At 65.3% G+C, this 15,035-nt stretch carries 10 protein-coding genes and 5 pseudogenes; 6 read left to right on the forward strand and 9 right to left on the reverse strand.

Going from position 1 to position 15,035, the window contains the following annotated elements:
- Window positions 1-2: 2 nt before the first annotated feature.
- Window positions 3-683 (reverse strand): annotated as a pseudogene (locus ACVWZM_RS28255) (SDR family oxidoreductase); the annotation flags it as partial.
- Between ACVWZM_RS28255 and ACVWZM_RS28260 the strand changes: the two are divergent.
- From ACVWZM_RS28260 to ACVWZM_RS28270, 3 genes and pseudogenes are all read left to right on the forward strand, one after another.
- Window positions 675-1,115: pseudogene (locus ACVWZM_RS28260) on the forward strand (LysR substrate-binding domain-containing protein); the annotation flags it as partial. The pseudogenes ACVWZM_RS28255 and ACVWZM_RS28260 sit on opposite strands and share 9 nt — an antisense overlap.
- A 62-nt stretch (window positions 1,116-1,177) precedes the next feature.
- Entirely contained in the window at window positions 1,178-1,798 is a 621-nt protein-coding gene (locus tag ACVWZM_RS28265; RefSeq protein ID WP_076826023.1) for a hypothetical protein, read from the forward strand.
- 198 nt (window positions 1,799-1,996) lie between these two features.
- On the forward strand, window positions 1,997-2,770 hold the full coding sequence (locus ACVWZM_RS28270; protein WP_076826024.1) for an SDR family NAD(P)-dependent oxidoreductase: 774 nt from the start codon (window positions 1,997-1,999) through the stop codon (window positions 2,768-2,770).
- A 119-nt stretch (window positions 2,771-2,889) separates the two neighbouring features.
- On the opposite strand, the gene ACVWZM_RS28275 is transcribed toward ACVWZM_RS28270, so the two are convergent.
- The 7 genes and pseudogenes from ACVWZM_RS28275 to ACVWZM_RS28305 all read right to left on the reverse strand — a co-directional run bounded on the left by ACVWZM_RS28275 (window position 2,890) and on the right by ACVWZM_RS28305 (window position 11,339).
- Entirely contained in the window at window positions 2,890-5,376 is a 2,487-nt protein-coding gene (locus ACVWZM_RS28275; protein WP_456855388.1) for a TonB-dependent receptor, read from the reverse strand.
- Between the two features lie 325 nt (window positions 5,377-5,701).
- Window positions 5,702-6,376, reverse strand: a complete 675-nt coding sequence (locus ACVWZM_RS28280) for an RraA family protein (protein WP_076826028.1) — start codon at window positions 6,374-6,376, stop codon at window positions 5,702-5,704.
- A gap of 186 nt (window positions 6,377-6,562) precedes the next feature.
- Window positions 6,563-7,588 (reverse strand): amidohydrolase family protein, encoded by a 1,026-nt coding sequence (locus tag ACVWZM_RS28285; protein WP_057016890.1) that lies wholly within the window; start codon window positions 7,586-7,588, stop codon window positions 6,563-6,565.
- Between the two features lie 22 nt (window positions 7,589-7,610).
- The gene (locus tag ACVWZM_RS28290; RefSeq protein ID WP_456855389.1) at window positions 7,611-8,939 is read right to left on the reverse strand and encodes an MFS transporter; all 1,329 of its coding nucleotides are present in this window, start codon (window positions 8,937-8,939) and stop codon (window positions 7,611-7,613) included.
- A gap of 29 nt (window positions 8,940-8,968) precedes the next feature.
- Window positions 8,969-9,895 (reverse strand): MFS transporter, encoded by a 927-nt coding sequence (locus ACVWZM_RS28295; RefSeq protein ID WP_456855390.1) that lies wholly within the window; start codon window positions 9,893-9,895, stop codon window positions 8,969-8,971.
- Window positions 9,896-9,977: 82 nt separating this feature from the next.
- Window positions 9,978-10,301, reverse strand: a pseudogene (locus tag ACVWZM_RS28300) (MFS transporter); the annotation flags it as partial.
- Window positions 10,302-10,352: 51 nt separating this feature from the next.
- Entirely contained in the window at window positions 10,353-11,339 is a 987-nt protein-coding gene (locus ACVWZM_RS28305; RefSeq protein WP_456855391.1) for an NAD(P)-dependent oxidoreductase, read from the reverse strand.
- A 186-nt stretch (window positions 11,340-11,525) separates the two neighbouring features.
- Between ACVWZM_RS28305 and ACVWZM_RS28310 the strand changes: the two genes are divergently transcribed.
- The gene (locus ACVWZM_RS28310) at window positions 11,526-12,452 is read left to right on the forward strand and encodes a LysR substrate-binding domain-containing protein (RefSeq protein ID WP_456855392.1); all 927 of its coding nucleotides are present in this window, start codon (window positions 11,526-11,528) and stop codon (window positions 12,450-12,452) included.
- Between the two features lie 185 nt (window positions 12,453-12,637).
- Window positions 12,638-12,988, forward strand: coding sequence for a hypothetical protein (locus ACVWZM_RS28315; protein WP_210262513.1), 351 nt, complete (start codon window positions 12,638-12,640; stop codon window positions 12,986-12,988).
- A 22-nt stretch (window positions 12,989-13,010) separates the two neighbouring features.
- Here the strand turns inward: ACVWZM_RS28315 and ACVWZM_RS28320 are convergent.
- Window positions 13,011-13,906 (reverse strand): annotated as a pseudogene (locus ACVWZM_RS28320) (LysR family transcriptional regulator).
- 117 nt (window positions 13,907-14,023) lie between these two features.
- Here ACVWZM_RS28320 and ACVWZM_RS28325 point away from each other — a divergent pair.
- Window positions 14,024-14,901, forward strand: a pseudogene (locus tag ACVWZM_RS28325) (NmrA family NAD(P)-binding protein).
- The last annotated feature ends 134 nt before the right edge of the window (window positions 14,902-15,035 follow it).

A 15,035-nucleotide genomic window follows, 5' to 3' on the forward strand; every position in this document is an offset into this window, starting at 1 on the left:
CCTCACTTCGTGGTGTAGCCGCCGTTGACGAGGATGGTCTGGCCGGTCATCCACCAGCCGTCCGACACCAGCAGGCGGATCCACGGCACGATGTCCTTGATGTCGGTGAGCCCGGTCCTGGAGAAGCCCGACAGCGACGCCGCCGATTTGTGATAGGCGACCGCGTCCGCGCCTTCGGCCGGATAGAAGAACGGCGTGTCCATCGGTCCGGGTCCGATCGCGGTGACCGAGATGCCGCGCGCGCCGAACTCTTTCGATGCCGCGCGGGTGAAATGCTCGACCGGCGCCTTGGTCCCGGCATAGGCCGCATAGAACGGCGTGTAGGCGCCGAGCAGCGAGGTCACCAGCGTGCAGATCTTGCCGTTGTCGTTGACGTGGCGGCCGGCCTCCTTGAGGAAGAAGAACGCGGACTTGGCGTTGACCGCGCTCATCGCGTCATATTCGGCTTCCGAGATCTCGATCATCGGTTTCTTCAACACCTTGCCGACGGTGTTGATCGCGATGTCGGGGCGGCCGATCGCGGCGACCGCGTCGGCGAACAGTTTTTCCATCGCGCCCGATGTCGTGAGGTTGGCCTGGAAGGCGACCGCCTTGCTGCCTGCGGCCTGCAGCGCCGCCACCGTCGCGTCGGCATCGGCCTTGGTGGCCGCGCTGTTGTAGTGGATCGCGATCGCAGCGATTCCGGTCTGATCGCAGCCGCTCGGCGATCTGACGCTGATGAATGTCGCAGGCCCCGGATATCTCGCACGCCGCGAACGCCCGACGATCTCGGCGCGCATTGGGCGGTCAACTACGCCTCGCCCTCCACCGGCCGCATCGAGGAGTGGGAGTGGAGCGAGCAGGGCGCAACGCGCACGATCGCGATGCGTGGCCGCGTCACCGTCAACAGCGCCGAGGCTTATATCGCCTGCTGCCTCGCCGGCCAGATTCCCGCGGACGACGTGAAGCGGCATATCGACGCCGCAGAGCTCGTTGAACTGATGCCGCGGCACCGCGCCGAGCCGATGCCGATGACCTTGCTCTATCCGCACCGTCAGCACCTGTCGCGGAGGCTGCCGGTATTTGCCGACTGGCTGACGGTTTTGCTGAAGCAGAAGCTGCTCGCGGCGGGGTAGGGCGCAGGCTGGTGTTCCCGGTCGGTGGGACGTATAATCCCTGTACTCGTGACGGTAATCTGATGACCACTTTGGTAAGCAAACTCGGCCCCGCAATCGCAGTGTTGGCGCTGTGCCTGAGCGGCCAGCAGGCCAGTGCCCAGGCCGGCCCGGTGCGCTACTGGACGCCGGGCTCGCTGTTCGGCTTCGGCGGCAGCCTTGCCGACGGCCAGAAGGCGGATACTTACGGAAACTTTCCGAGCTTTGACGCCGCCGGCGCGCAAGGCGGCGATTTCTCATACCTGAACGGCCGGCCCGACGGCTGGTTCGCCGGCAGCGAAGGCGGTCGCGTCGGCTGGAACGCACTCGGCCAATCAGCGGCGTTCGGCTCGCTGGAATATCAGGGCGCGCAGTTCGGATACAATTTCAGGGGCGTCGGTAATACGCCCGTGACCTTCTTCGCCGGCTTCGACACCCTGAAATACAATCCGCCCGGTGCCGGCGGACCGCTGGCGCCGTTCAGCGGCAATCCGGGTGTCAACGCCGGCTATTCGGCGCGCGCGGGACTCGAGTTCCGGCCGACTTCGAATCTCAGCCTGTCCTTCGGCGCGAGCTTCACCCAGCAAGGGGCGGAGCGGATGGACAGCGACATCCATTCGCAGCTGCTGCCCGGCCAGTCTCCGGTCCTGTTCGGCGGCCGCTAAGGCGCGATCAGATTAGGCTGAATCGTCATCGCGCTTTAGCTCTTTGTTTGAGCATGATCTTTTCGGAAAACCGCTTCGCACTTTTTCCGGATCAAGCTTTAGCGGGTCAGCGCAAGACGGCAGCGCTGCGGTCCTGATTCAACCAAAACTTCAGAACCCAAGAAGGCTCGAGCTCACGGGCACAGTCAGGATCGAAACATGGACATGCAGGGCAAGATCGCACTCGTCACCGCCGCGGGATCCGGCGCGGGCCGCGCCGGGGCACGCATCCTCGCGCGCGAGGGCGCGGCGGTCGCGGTGGTCGACCAGAACGAGGCCGGCGCGAAGGCGGTGGTCGACGAGATCAAAAAGGGCGGCGGACGCGCGCTGGCGCTGACCGGCGATCTGCGCGACGACGGCTTTGCGCGCGACATCGTCACGGCAACCGTGAAGGAATTTGGAGCGCTCGACTGCGTGTGGAATCACCTCGGCATTCCCGGTCCGTCCGTGATCGACGATCTGGAAGGCTGGGATCTCAGCGTCGATCTCAACCTGCGCTCGCAGCTGATCACCACCAACGCGGCGCTCGGCCAGATGACCGCGCGGCGCCAGGGCAGCATCCTGTTCACTGCATCGACCTCGGGCCTGGTCGGCTCACCGTGGAGTCCGACCTATTCGGCGGCCAAGGCCGGCGTGATCGGGCTGGCGCGCGCGCTCGCCAAGCGCCACGCCAAGGACGGCGTCCGCGTCAACGCGATCTGCCCCGGTGCGATCGACACGCCGATGCTGCGGGTGTTCGTCAACCGGCCGGACCAGCCGGGCCACAACGAGGCCGATCCAGAGGAGCTGATCAAGGCCGCGGTCACCCGCAATCCGATGGGCCGCGCCGCGCGTCCCGAGGAGATCGCGGAGGTCGCGGTGTTCCTGCTGTCGGACAAGGCGTCGTTCGTCACCGGCATCGCGATGCCGGTCGACGGCGGGACGGTGGCGTAGCGTCTTCCAGGAATTGCCCTAAAGCATGATCCGGAAAAGTGCGAAGCGGTTTTCCGAAAAGATCATGCTCAGACAAAGAGCTAAAGCGCGATGACGATTCAACCTAATCTCATCGCGCTTTAGAACTTCGCCCTGATGCCGGCATAGGCGGCGAGCGGCATGCCGGGCACGAAGGTGCGCGGATCGGTCAGCTGCGCCATCAAATTGGGCGCGGCTCCGGCGCTGGCAAAGCCGCCAGTCTCGTAGAACGCGCCGCCGAGATAATAATGCTGGTTGAAGACGTTGTTGATCAGGCCGAACACCTCGATATTCGGCGTGATCCTGTAGGAGGTGTGCAGGTTCACGACCGCGTAGGCCGGGACCTTCTGGCTCTGGTTGGTGTCGTCGCCGATCAGCCACTGGCTGCCGACCACGTTGATGTCGGCGCCGACCTTCCATGCGTCGGTGGCGAGGTACTCGACACCTGCCTTGAAGCGGTGCGCCGGAATGCCCGGGATATGGTCGCCCGGCTTGACGTTGATGAACCGGACGTCATCGTTGTTCGGGTCGGTCAGGGCGTTCGGGTTGTCGGGAGCCGGCAACGTGTTTGCGCTTCGATAGGTCGCATCGATGAAGGTGTAGTTGGCATAGGCGTTCCAGCGATTGACGCGGTAGTCGAGCTTGGCTTCGATGCCCTGCCGCAGGGTCTGCCCCGCATTCTGGAAATAGCCGAAATTGCCTGTGCCGATGGGGCTCTGCACCCGGATGATATCGTCGTCGGACAGAGTGTGGAACGCGCCGACGCCCCAGCTCAGCATGCCGGTCCTGGCGTCGTTGCCCCAGGTGCCGCGGAAGCCGGCCTCGATGGTGTGCGACACCACCTGCTTGAGCGGCGGATCGGACACCAGGAAGGAATCGATGACGCAGGGGCGGGCCGGATCGGAGCAGCCGAGCTCGAGCGGCGTCGGCGCGCGGTTGGCCTCCGAATAGCCGGCATAGAAGGTGAGGTTCGGGGTGATCTTGTAGGTGCCGCCGATCACCGGGTTGAGGCGCTGGAATCGGTTGCTGCTGTTGAGCTGGTCATTTGTCCCGGTCTGGTCCTGCAGATCGATCTGGGCATAGTTGAATCGTCCACCAGCAGTGACCGAGAACCTGTTCGTCACGTCGAAGGTATCGGTGAGATATACGCCGGTGTAGGTGTTGGTTGCGCGCAGGTCGACCGGGGCGAGACCGGCATCGGGCTGGTTGATGAAGATGCCGGTGCCGGTCACGAACAGGTTGTTCGGATCGATCGTTCCGAGCTCGCTGGTCGCCGTGAATTTCGTGTTGCCGTGGTCGACGCTGACGCCCATCACGACGTGGTTGTCGTGTCCGAACAGCTTGTCCGAGTTGGTCAGCTGGGCTGTGCCGCCGAAGCTGTTGGTCGCGGCCCGGTTGCGGTCGACTTCGCCAACGAAGGCGTTGCCCAGCGTGTTCGGAACCGAGGGACCTCCCGCCGGACCGAAAATCGGCAGGTCGTCGCCGATGCACAAACTGTCTCCCCCGTCGCAGGCATGCACGTCGGTGCCGTTGCCGTCGACATGGGTCTGCCGGAAGCCGCGGAAATAGGCATTGCCCTGGAAGGACCAGGTATCCGAGAAATTATGGTTCAGCGTGGCGTTGACGAAGGCGAGCTGAAGCAGCGTCGTCTGCGGCCAGGTGTAGACGCTCGACCAGCGCTGATTGAGCATCTGCACCGGCGTTGCCGCAACGTTGCCGAGCAGGTTGCTGGCGCCGGTGAAATTGACGTGAAATTCGGTGTCGTCGTTGCGTGCGCCAACGTCCACATACATGCGGTTGATGTGCGACGAATTGGCGTAGTCGCGCCAGCCGCGATCATACGCGGATTCGAACGCAGCGTAGGCGGAGATGTTGTCCCTGTGGCCGCCGGCCTGCACGCTGCCCTGCACGCGCCCGTAAGCGCCGCCGAACAGTTCAGCCTCGGAGCCCTGATAGGTGAAGCCGTTCTTCATCTGGATGCTCAGTGCACCGCCGATCGCGTTGAGGCCGAACACCGGATTGTTGGGAAACAATGCGACGCTGTCGATGGCCTTTTCCGGGATGAAGTCCCAGTTGACCACGTCGCCCCAGGATTCGTTGATGCGCACGCCGTTCTGATAGACCGCGATGCCCTGCGGCGTGCCCTGGACCGGCGAGGCGGTAAAGCCGCGGTAGTCGAGGTTGCGCTGGAACGGATTGCCGGTCTGGTCGCCGAGCGTGACGCCGGGCAGCTTGCGGTTCACAGCATCGAGGAAGTTGGTCGAGTAGTTGTGGCTGAAATCCTGCGTCGTCATCACCGCGGTGTTGGACGGGACCTTGTCGCGATCAATCAGGGTGGAGTCGCGGTCGGAGGGGGCAGGTGCAGCGGTGCCGACATCGGGTCCCGCTGCCGGAGCAACAGGTCCGGTTCGGGTTCGCGCGGTTCGCGTGGTCCGAACCACCGGCCGTGCCGTCGGCCTTGCGCTGCGGGTGCCGGCCAGAGGTGTGGGCGCAATCACGTTGACGGGCGGCAGTTCAGTGGGGACCGGATCGGCCGTCTGAGCATGCAGGACAGTCGATGGCAGTGCAGAGCCAATAACAGCCAGCACGGCCGCAGCGCCTCGCGTATAGACCGAAGAAGACAAAGACCGTGTTGCCGCACGCAACAACGCAGCAGCCATGACGCCCACCCCCAAGCCGCGGTTCGGCTTGATCCCCGACGAACCTTGGCTCGGAGACTGCGGGAACGCCCTTGCTTTGGCAAACAAGATCAATCCCGGGGGACCGGGATTCTTTTCCATCTGGAATCGGGAAAAATTCCCGATTTTGATGGACGGGCACACGCACACGATACGGGCGGGATGATTCCGGCCGACTTGGCGCAAATTCGTGCCCAAAAGGCGGGCATCGCCGCCTTTGGGACCGCCGATCGTCTCAGTCCTTGAACTCGCAGCCGAGGCGCTGCAGGGCCTCGTCGACCCAGCGGCGGTCGCTGGTGCCGGCGAGGATTTGCTGGATGGCCTTTTCCTCGGTGGCCTTCTTGGCTTCGGTCAGCTTGCAGATCGCCTCGGCGTCGTCATGGGGCACGCACAGCACGCCGTCGTCGTCGGCCACGATGAGATCGCCGGGCTCGACGATCATGCCGTCGATCGAGATGGCGCAGTTGATCTCGCCCGGGCCGTCCTTGTAGGGGCCGCGATGGGCGACGCCGGCGGCGAACACCGGGAACGATCCGGCGCGGATCGCGCCGGCATCGCGGATCGAGCCGTCGATCACGAAGCCCGCGACGCCCTTCTTCTCGGCCAGCATCGACATGATCTCGCCGATGATGGCGTTGACGAGGACGCCTCCGGCATCGACCACGATGACGTCGCCGGGCTGGGCCAGGTCGATCGCCTTGTGGACCATCAGATTGTCGCCGGGACGGGTCTTGACCGTCAGCGCCGGGCCGCCGAGCCAGCCGCCCGCATGCATCGGCCGCAGCCGGTTGGTGCCCGCGATCCGCGACATCGAATCGCTGATATTGGCGACCGGCAGGGTGCGGTAGCGCGCGACGAGGTCAGGCGACACTTTCCGCTTCGCTTTGTGAATTGCAAATCCTATGGCCATCGGTTTTCTCCGAGATTGATTGGTTGAAGTCGATTGTCGGTCTTGCTGCTTGGTTGGACCCTCATGGTGAGGAGCGCGGAACGCGCGTCTCGAACCATGTGGCCCGGTTAGTGGCCTGCATCCCTCGAGACGCCCGCTTCGCGGGCACCTCAGGATGAGGAGTTGGAGTGCTTGTCTCGGCAACGTTCAATGCGCGCGGCGTTCGAGATGGGCGTTGAGGCGAGGATAGACGCGGCGGGCGTTGCCTTCAAAGATCTTGGCCTTGTCCGCCGCGCTCAGCGGCAGCGCGTCGATATAGCGGCGGGTGTCGTCGAAGTGATGACCCGTTTCAGGATCGATGCCGCGGACCGCGCCGACCATTTCGGACGCAAACAGGATGTTCTCGACAGGGATTACCCTGGTCAACAGCTCGATGCCGGGCAAGTGATAGACGCAGGTGTCGAAGAACACGTTCTTCAAGAGATGCTCCGACAGCGGCGGCAGCTTCATGTCCTGCGCGAGGCCACGGTAGCGGCCCCAGTGGTAGGGCACCGCGCCGCCGCCATGCGGGATGATGAACCGCAGGGTCGGGAAGCGCTTGAACAGATCCGAAGTCAGGAACTGCATGAAGGCGGTGGTGTCGCCGTTGAGGTAATGCGCGCCGGTGCCGTGGAAGCAGGGATTGCAGGACGAGGAGACATGGACCATCGCCGGCACGTCGAGCTCGACCATCTTCTCATACAGCGGATACCACCATTCGTCGGTCAGCGGCGGATCGCACCAATAGCCGCCGGCGGGATCGGGGTTGAGGTTGCAGCCGACGAAGCCGAGCTGGGTCACGCAGCGCTCCAACTCCTCGATGCAGTTGGCAGGCTTGATGCCCGGGCTCTGCGGCAGCTGGCACACGGGGACGAAGTTCTGCGGGAACAGCGTGCAGACCCGGTGCACGAGGTCGTTGCAGATCGTGGTCCATTCGCGGCTGGTCGCTTCCTTGCCGACGTGATGCGCCATGCCGGCGGCGCGCGGCGAGAAGATGGTGACGTCGGTGCCGCGCTCCCTTTGCAGGCGAAGCTGCGCGCCCTCGACGCTGGAGCGGATCTCGTCATCGGTGATGCCGAGATTGGTGGTGAGCGGCCGGCGCGACTTGTCGGCGAGGCCGGCGAGCTGCTTGTCGCGGAAGATCTGCAGCTTGGCCGGCTCGGTGGTGTAATGGCCGTGACAATCGATGATCATGGTTGCTTCCTTGGCAGGGGTGTCAGTGTGCGACGGATGACGGGATCGCGCCCGTCAATTCCGTCTCGCGCGGCTTGACGCGCATGGTGGCGGCGATGGCGGAGGCGACGAGCAGGAAGCCGGCGATGCCGACCAATGCCCAGGAGAAGCTTCCGGTGGAGTCCTTGATCAGGCCGATGCACCACGGCCCGATCAGGCCGCCGAACTGCGCCAGCGTGTTGACCAGCGCGATCGAGGCGGCGCCGGCCGCGCCGGTCAGCAGCGAGGCATTGATGCTCCAGAACAGCGGGTTGCCGGCATTGAGGCTGAAGCCGACGATGCACAGGAACACGAAGGCCAGCACCGGGCTCGCGACATAGGCGCTGCCGAGCATCGCGACCGCGGCCAGCAGATAGACCGCCGCGAGATGAAACTTGCGATCGCCGGTCTTGTCCGAGCTGCGACTGACCACGATGGTGCCGATGACGCCGAGCAGCGGCGGGATTGCCGAGAGGAAGCCGACCTGGATGTTGCTGAGATCGCCCATGCCCTTGATGATCTGCGGCAGCCACAGCAAGAGGCCGTAGATCCCGACCAGTGCGCAGCCGAACAGCGCCGCCAGCAGCCAGACCCGGATATCGAGGACGCATTCGATCAACCTGTGCTTCCCCTGTTGTTCGATCTCGGCCCGCTCGGCGGCGAGTTCGCCTTCCAGCCAGGCCGCCTGTTCCTTGGTGAGCCAGCTCGCCTTGGCCGGGCGGTCGGTGAGATAATAGAGCGTGAACAGGCCGAGCAGAATGGTCGGCACGCCCTCGGCGAGGAACATCCATTGCCAGCCGTGGAGACCGGCAATGCCATCGAACCAGGTCATGATGCTGGTCGAGATCGGCCCGCCCAAAACCGCCGAGAACGAGCCGGCGATGATGTATCCCGCCACCGCGCGGGCGCGATAGCGCGCCGGGAACCAGTAGGTGAGGTAAAGCACCACGCCGGGCATGAAGCCGGCTTCCGCGACGCCGAGCCCGAACCGCATCACATAGAGGCTGAGCGGATTCCAGACAAAGGCGGTCAACGCGGCGACCAGGCCCCAGGTGATCAGGATGCGCGCCAGCCAGATCCGGGCGCCGAGCCAGTGCAGCATCAGGTTGCTCGGCACCTCGAGCACCATGTAGCCGAGGAAGAAGATGCTGGCCGCGAAGCCGAAGATCGCGGGGCTGAGGCCGAGGTCCTTGTTCATCGTCAGCCCGGCATAGCCGAGATTGATACGGTCGAGATAGTTGAAGAACATCATCACGAACAGGATCGGGATCAGCCGCCAATAGACGCGGCGGATGGTCTGTTGTTCGAGCTCAGTGACGGACGCTCCGGCCATTGCAATCCTCCCGTTCATTGTAATGGCGTTCATTGGGTTGCGGCGCCATTTCGGACGTTGTTTGGGTGTCCGGCCTCTCGTTCGTGCGGCGGGCGTTCGGCTCCGTCCGGCGCGCCGCCCGCTGCCATTGTTCTGAGGTCGATGCCCTGCTGCTCGGGCAGCAGCAATGCCGCGCAGAACGCGGCGGTGTAGCCGCAGATGGCGCAGATCGCCATTGCGTCGCCGAGATGCATCCGCGTCGAGAGAATGCCGACGGTCGCCGGCACGATCGAGCCGAGGCCGCGCCCTGCGCTCAGCGCAAAGCCGGCGCCGTTGGCGCGGATGCTGGTCGGAAACAGCTCGGCAAAGGTCGGCATCAGGCCGGAGGCGAGGCCGGCCTGCAGCGCGCCGAGGAAGAATCCGAGGATGATGGTGATGCCTTGGCCGATCGGCGCCTGGGTGTAGACGACGACGTTCAGTGCCTGGCAGACCAGGAACAGCATGAAACCCTTGCGGCGGCCGATGCGGTCGGCGATCAGGCCGAAGGCGATCGGTCCGACGAACGATCCGAAGATGTTGACTGCGAGATAGCCGGCGGTGTGCGTGACCGGCAGATGCAGCCCGGTTTGCAGATAGGTCGGCAGCCAGGTGATCATCACATAGGCCGCGCCAAGCGTGCCGGTGGTGAAGAAGGTCGCGACCAGCGTCTTGAACAGATGCTCGCCGGTGAAGATGGTCCAGAAGCTATGCGCCGGCGAGGCGGCGCGCTGTGCCTTCTCCTCGACGAAGATCGCGGATTCCGGCACGAAGCGGCGGACGAAGAAGACCAGCAGCGCGGGGAGGATTCCGATCGCGAAGAACACGCGCCAGGCCATGTCCTGCGACAGCCAGCCGAAGATGACGGGAAACAGCGCCACCGACAGCGCATTGCCGACGGCGTATCCGCTCTGGATCGCGGCGGCGACGCGGCCGCGCATGCCGGCCGAAACCACTTCGGTCGACCAGCACGGCACCGACCGCGGCCTCGCCGCCATAGCCCATGCCCTGGATGGCGCGCGCGACCAAGAGATACCAGAAGCCGTCGGCAAAGGCGGCGGCAAAGGTCGAGACCGCGACCAGGAGGATGGTGAATTGCAGCACGCGCACCCGGCCGAACCGGTCCGCGGCAATTCCGGCGACCCAGCCGCCCAGGGCGGTGCCGATCAACGAGCTGGAAGCCAGAATGCCGGCGTCAGGCCGCGACAGGCTCAGCGTTGCGATCAGCGCCGGCGTGACCAGCGCGTAGATTGTCGTGTCCATCGAATCGAGTGCAAGGCCGCCGAAGGCAGCGAAGAAGGTCTTGCGTTCGACGGTGGACAGCTTGGACAGCCACCCCAGATTCATGTTCGTTTCCTCTTGATGTCGCGGCCTCTTGGTGGGCCGTTTCTGCGAGATTTAAGGCGCGTCGAGTGCCGCCGGGTTGACCACATTGGCGCGATCGATGTCGCGTTGCGTGAGGACAGCTGCGATGTTGCGCGCGGCCTCGACGCCGGTCCGCGTGATCGATGCGCCGGTTTGGGCTGCGATATGCGGCGTCACGATCAGGTTCGGCGCCTGCAGGATCGGCCTGTCTTTCGCCGGCGGCTCCTCCGCCAGCGTGTCGAGGCCGGCACCGGCGAGATGGCCGCTGCGCAGCGCCGCGCACAGCGCGTCCTCGTCGACCAGCGCGCCGCGCGCGGTGTTGATCAGGAGGGAGCCGGGCTTCATGGCGTTGAGCCGCCCGGCATCGATCATGCCGCGCGTCGCATCGGTCAGCGGCGCGTGCAGGCTGACGATGTCGGAGACCGCAAGCAGCTCGGCGAGATCGGCGGCTTCGCGCGCCAGCGCCGGATCGACACGGCCGCTGCTCCGGCCGAGCGCGACGATGCTCATGCCGAGCGCGGCCGCCGCGCGGGCGACGTGCCGGGCGATGCGACCGAAGCCGACCAGGCCGATCGTGCGGCCGCGGATTTCGCGGCCGCGATAGGTGGCGCGGTCCCAGGCGCCGGAATGGGTTCGCGCGTTCAGGCTGACGACGTCGCGCCCGAGCGCGAGGATTAATGCGATGGTGTGCTCGGCAACCGCAGGCGCATTCGCGTCGCCCGCGACCATCACCAGCACGCGCCTGGCGGTTGCGGCATCGATATCGACGCTGTCGATGCCGGCGCCGTGCTTTGCGATCACGCGCAGGTGCGGATTGCCGGCGATGGTGGCGGCGGAGAACACCGGATTGCCGCGCATCAGGATCGCCTGCGTCGGCGCCCGCGCCATCTCATGCGCGAGACGCTCAGGCGTGACGGCATCGCGCATCAGCACGACATCTGCACCGATCTCGCTGAGGACATTGACGGCGGCCGGCGCGAGGCTGTCGCCGGTGACGAGAACGCGAAACGGAACGGTCATCTTCTATCGTCCGCTGCGATATTGCATGGCTGACCCGCTGCGAGCGCCGCGCCGTCGTGTCTGAACCTGACGCATTTCGCGCGCTTCTCCCTTGGAGGACTGGTGATTTCGCGCGAAGATCGGGAAACGGCCCCGTGAGGTCAAATACCTTGTTGACCCCCGACTTATAGGGAATCGGAATAAGCGATGGATTACAGGCAGCTTCGTTACTTCATCGCGGTAGCCGAAGAGCTCAGCTTCAGCCGCGCCGCCAAACGCTTGCATGTCAGCCAGCCGCCGCTGAGCACGCAGATCAAGGCGATGGAGGAAGAGCTCGGCACGCGCCTGTTGGCGCGGACGCGGCGCGCGGTGGAACTGACGCAAGCCGGACAATTGCTGCTGGAACATGCGCGGCGCGCGGTCAGCGAGCTTGATCTGGCGTCGGAGACGGTGCGCCGTGCGGCGCGCGGCGAGGCCGGCATGATCCGCGTCGGCTTCACCGGCTCGGTCCCGATGCTCGACATGTTCGCCGAGCTGTTCCGCAGCTTTCGCGCCAGCTATCCGCGGGTGAAGATCGAACTCCGGCACATGTCGACGGCAACGCAGCTGCGCGCGCTTGCCGACGCCGAACTCGATGTCGCGATTATGCGCCCGCCGCTCGATTTCAGGCCGGCGGCCGATCTGCAGGTCCATGTGGTGTGGCGCGACCGGCTGATGGTGTTCCTGCCGCTGGATCATCCGCTGGCCGGCGCGAAGGGCGCGCTCGAGATGGCCAACCTTGCCGAGCATGAATTCGTCGGTATGGCCGAGAGCGGCTGCGGTGTCGGTGATCAGGCCGCGATGCTGTGCCGGCGGGCGGGCTTTGCCCCGCGCGTGGTGCAGGAGGCGCATGAACTGCGCACCGTGCTCAGCCTGGTTGCGGCCGGGATCGGGCTGTCGATCCTGCCGTCGTGCTACCAGCAGGCCGGCGTGATGAATGTGGTGGCGAAGCCGCTGGACACGCCGGATGCGGAGAGCCGCATGCTGGTGGCGATGCGCTCCAACGCCTCGCTGCTGCCGCGCCGGTTCGTCGAATGCGCGCTGCAGGCAGCGTCGCGCAGCGCACCGCCGGAGGTCGCGGCAGTGAGTCGTTGATCGTGCCGCACGCCCTATACTTTCGTCGGCCGTAGTCTTCCGGCATCCCGTCTGGCCCTGCTCTTGCATCGTTCAATGTCAGGTGCTGGGGCGCGGATGTGTCGTGCTCTCGCCTGCGGCGGCAGCGTCGCAGGCGAGCAGTCTGTGACGCGCGCCCGCAGCTGGATCGACACGGAGACGACGACATGCACGCCATCACGCGTGCGGCACTGCTGCTCGGGACGATGTGGCTGACATCGCCGACCCTGGCGCGGGACGACGGCCGCTACGCCAATTCACCGCTAAAGCCCTGGTTCGAAAGCCTGCACAGCGGCTATGGACAATGCTGCTCGGATGCTGACGGCTATGTGGTCGCCGATCCCGACTGGGAGTCTGATCACGGCAACTATCGCGTGCTCATCGACAATGAATGGGTTGTCGTGCCGAACGAGGCCGTGATTACCGAGCCGAACAAGATCGGGCGCACCATGGTGTGGAAGCACTATGTCGACGGCCACCCGCGAGTGCGCTGCTTCATGCCGGGCAGCATGACCTGAGGCGCATCGTCCGGGCTGCAACTCAGGCCGGCGGGACGAACACCCGGTTCGGGAATGCCTGCTCGACGACGTCGAGAAACGCGCGAACCTTTGCGCCGACCAGCCGTCGCGAGCTCTGCAGTGCCCAGATATCGACCGGAGGTCTGGCATCCGTTCCCCAATAGGCAAGCCGACCCGCGGCAATGTCGTCATCGACCAGCAGCTTCGGCAGCAGGGCCGCGCCCGCGCCTGCGAGCACCGCATCGCGCATCATCAGCATCGATGAGAGACGCAGCATTGGCCGCGGCCTGAGCATCATTTCTTCGCGTTCATGTCGGATGCGCCAGAGCGTATCCAGCGGCGTCTGCGACATCAGAACGGCATCGACGGAGACGCCATTCGGATCGCGCGCGGCGGTCGTCGGCCGTTGTCGATCGGGATGCGCCACGACGAGCAGTTCGTCGTTGAGGAAGCGGCGGCCGACCAGACGTTCATCCGCTGACGGGTTGATGCGGATGACGAAGTCATAGCCGTCCTCGACCGGGTCGACCAGGCGATCCTCCGCGACGATCTCGAGCTGGACGTCGGGATAGGCGTGCGCAAAGCGCGCACCGATCCGGTCGAACGCGACATGGGCGAGCAAGACCGGCGCACTGACCCGCAAGCGGCCGCGCGGCGTCGACGCGCCGAGCACCACGGCTTCGCCGGCCTCGGCGATGTCGGCAGCGGACCGCTGGTACGCTCGTGCAGCGCGCGGCCCTCATCGGTCAGTCGCAGACTCTGCGAACCCCGCTCGATCAAGCGGACGCCGAGACTCTGTTCCAGTTCGGCGACGCGGCGGGACAGCGTGGCCTTGGCCCGTCCGGAAGCCCGGCTGGCGCGGCCGAGCCCGCCATGCGCGGCCACCAGATTGAAATCGGCGAGTGCCTGAAGGTCCATCGAACTGTTCCATATTCGAAACGGCCTGTTCAGATAATGCCATCTCCAAAGGAAAATTGGAACGTCTAGCTTCGCCGCAGCGGCAGACGATCTGCCGCAACAAAGGAGTTATTCGACATGACCATTCTGGTGACAGGCAGCACGGGCACCATCGGCACCCAGGTTCTCAATCATCTCGCCGGTCAGGGCGTCGACGTTCGGGCCCTGACGCGTTCGCCCGGCAAGGCGCAATTTCCGCAGCACGTGACGGCGGTTCGCGGCGATCTTGCCGACGTGGATTCGGTCCGTGCGGCGCTCGTTGGCGTCAGCACGCTTTTCCTGCTGGTGCCGAACGCCGCCGACGAACTGACGCAGGCGATGCTGACGTTGACTGCCGCGCGCGAGGCCGGCGTCAAGGGCATCGTCTATCTCTCGGTGTTCAAGGGCGAGGCCTATGCGGACGTGCCGCATTCGCCGGCAAGCACACGGTCGAGCGGATGATCGAGGCGCTCGATCTTCCCGCGACCATCCTGCGTCCGGCCTATTTCATCCAGAACGATCTTCGGCTGAAGGAGCCGCTGCTGAACTTCGGCGCCTACGGCATGCCGATCGGCGCGAAGGGCATCTCGATGGTCGATATCCGCGACATCGGCGAGGCGGCCGCGATCGAGCTGCTGCGCCGCGAGCGCGCGTCCGCCCAGCTCGGCCGCGAGACTTACGCGCTGGTTGGCCCCGACGTCGTGACCGGCGAGGGCGCGGCTGCGATCTGGCGCGATGAGCTTGGCCGCGCGATAAGCTATGGCGGCGACGATCTCGCAGCGATGGAGCAGCGTTTCAAGGCAGCGATGCCGGCATGGCTCGCGCTCGACATGCGCCTCATGTTTGGCCGGTACCAGAGCGACGGCGCGGTCGCGACGGCCGACGAGCTGGCACGCCTGACGAAGCTGCTCGGCCGCGCGCCGCGGGCCTATCGCGATTTCGCCCGCGACGCCGCCGCGCAGTGGCGCAAGGGCTAGCTGCGAATGAAGGCTTTACAGCGAAGCAAGCGCTTCCTTCACCCCTCCTCCGCGTGCGGGAGAGGTCGCATCGCATCGAAGATGCGATGCGGGTGAGGGGGAACCTCCGCGAATTTTTCTGGCTCCGTTGACGT

The organism is Bradyrhizobium sp. USDA 4501, from assembly GCF_054062115.1.

Bases quoted from the DNA above. Each gene is read 5' to 3' on its own strand.
- ACVWZM_RS28310 (WP_456855392.1), top strand. From the start codon at position 11,526: ATGGATTACAGGCAGCTTCGTTACTTCATCGCGGTAGCCGAAGAGCTC.
- ACVWZM_RS28305 (WP_456855391.1), bottom strand. From the start codon at position 11,339: ATGACCGTTCCGTTTCGCGTTCTCGTCACCGGCGACAGCCTCGCGCCG.
- ACVWZM_RS28290 (WP_456855389.1), bottom strand. From the start codon at position 8,939: ATGGCCGGAGCGTCCGTCACTGAGCTCGAACAACAGACCATCCGCCGC.
- ACVWZM_RS28295 (WP_456855390.1), bottom strand. From the start codon at position 9,895: ATGCGCGGCCGCGTCGCCGCCGCGATCCAGAGCGGATACGCCGTCGGC.
- ACVWZM_RS28265 (WP_076826023.1), top strand. From the start codon at position 1,178: ATGACCACTTTGGTAAGCAAACTCGGCCCCGCAATCGCAGTGTTGGCG.
- ACVWZM_RS28315 (WP_210262513.1), top strand. From the start codon at position 12,638: ATGCACGCCATCACGCGTGCGGCACTGCTGCTCGGGACGATGTGGCTG.
- ACVWZM_RS28285 (WP_057016890.1), bottom strand. From the start codon at position 7,588: ATGATCATCGATTGTCACGGCCATTACACCACCGAGCCGGCCAAGCTG.
- ACVWZM_RS28270 (WP_076826024.1), top strand. From the start codon at position 1,997: ATGGACATGCAGGGCAAGATCGCACTCGTCACCGCCGCGGGATCCGGC.
- ACVWZM_RS28280 (WP_076826028.1), bottom strand. From the start codon at position 6,376: ATGGCCATAGGATTTGCAATTCACAAAGCGAAGCGGAAAGTGTCGCCT.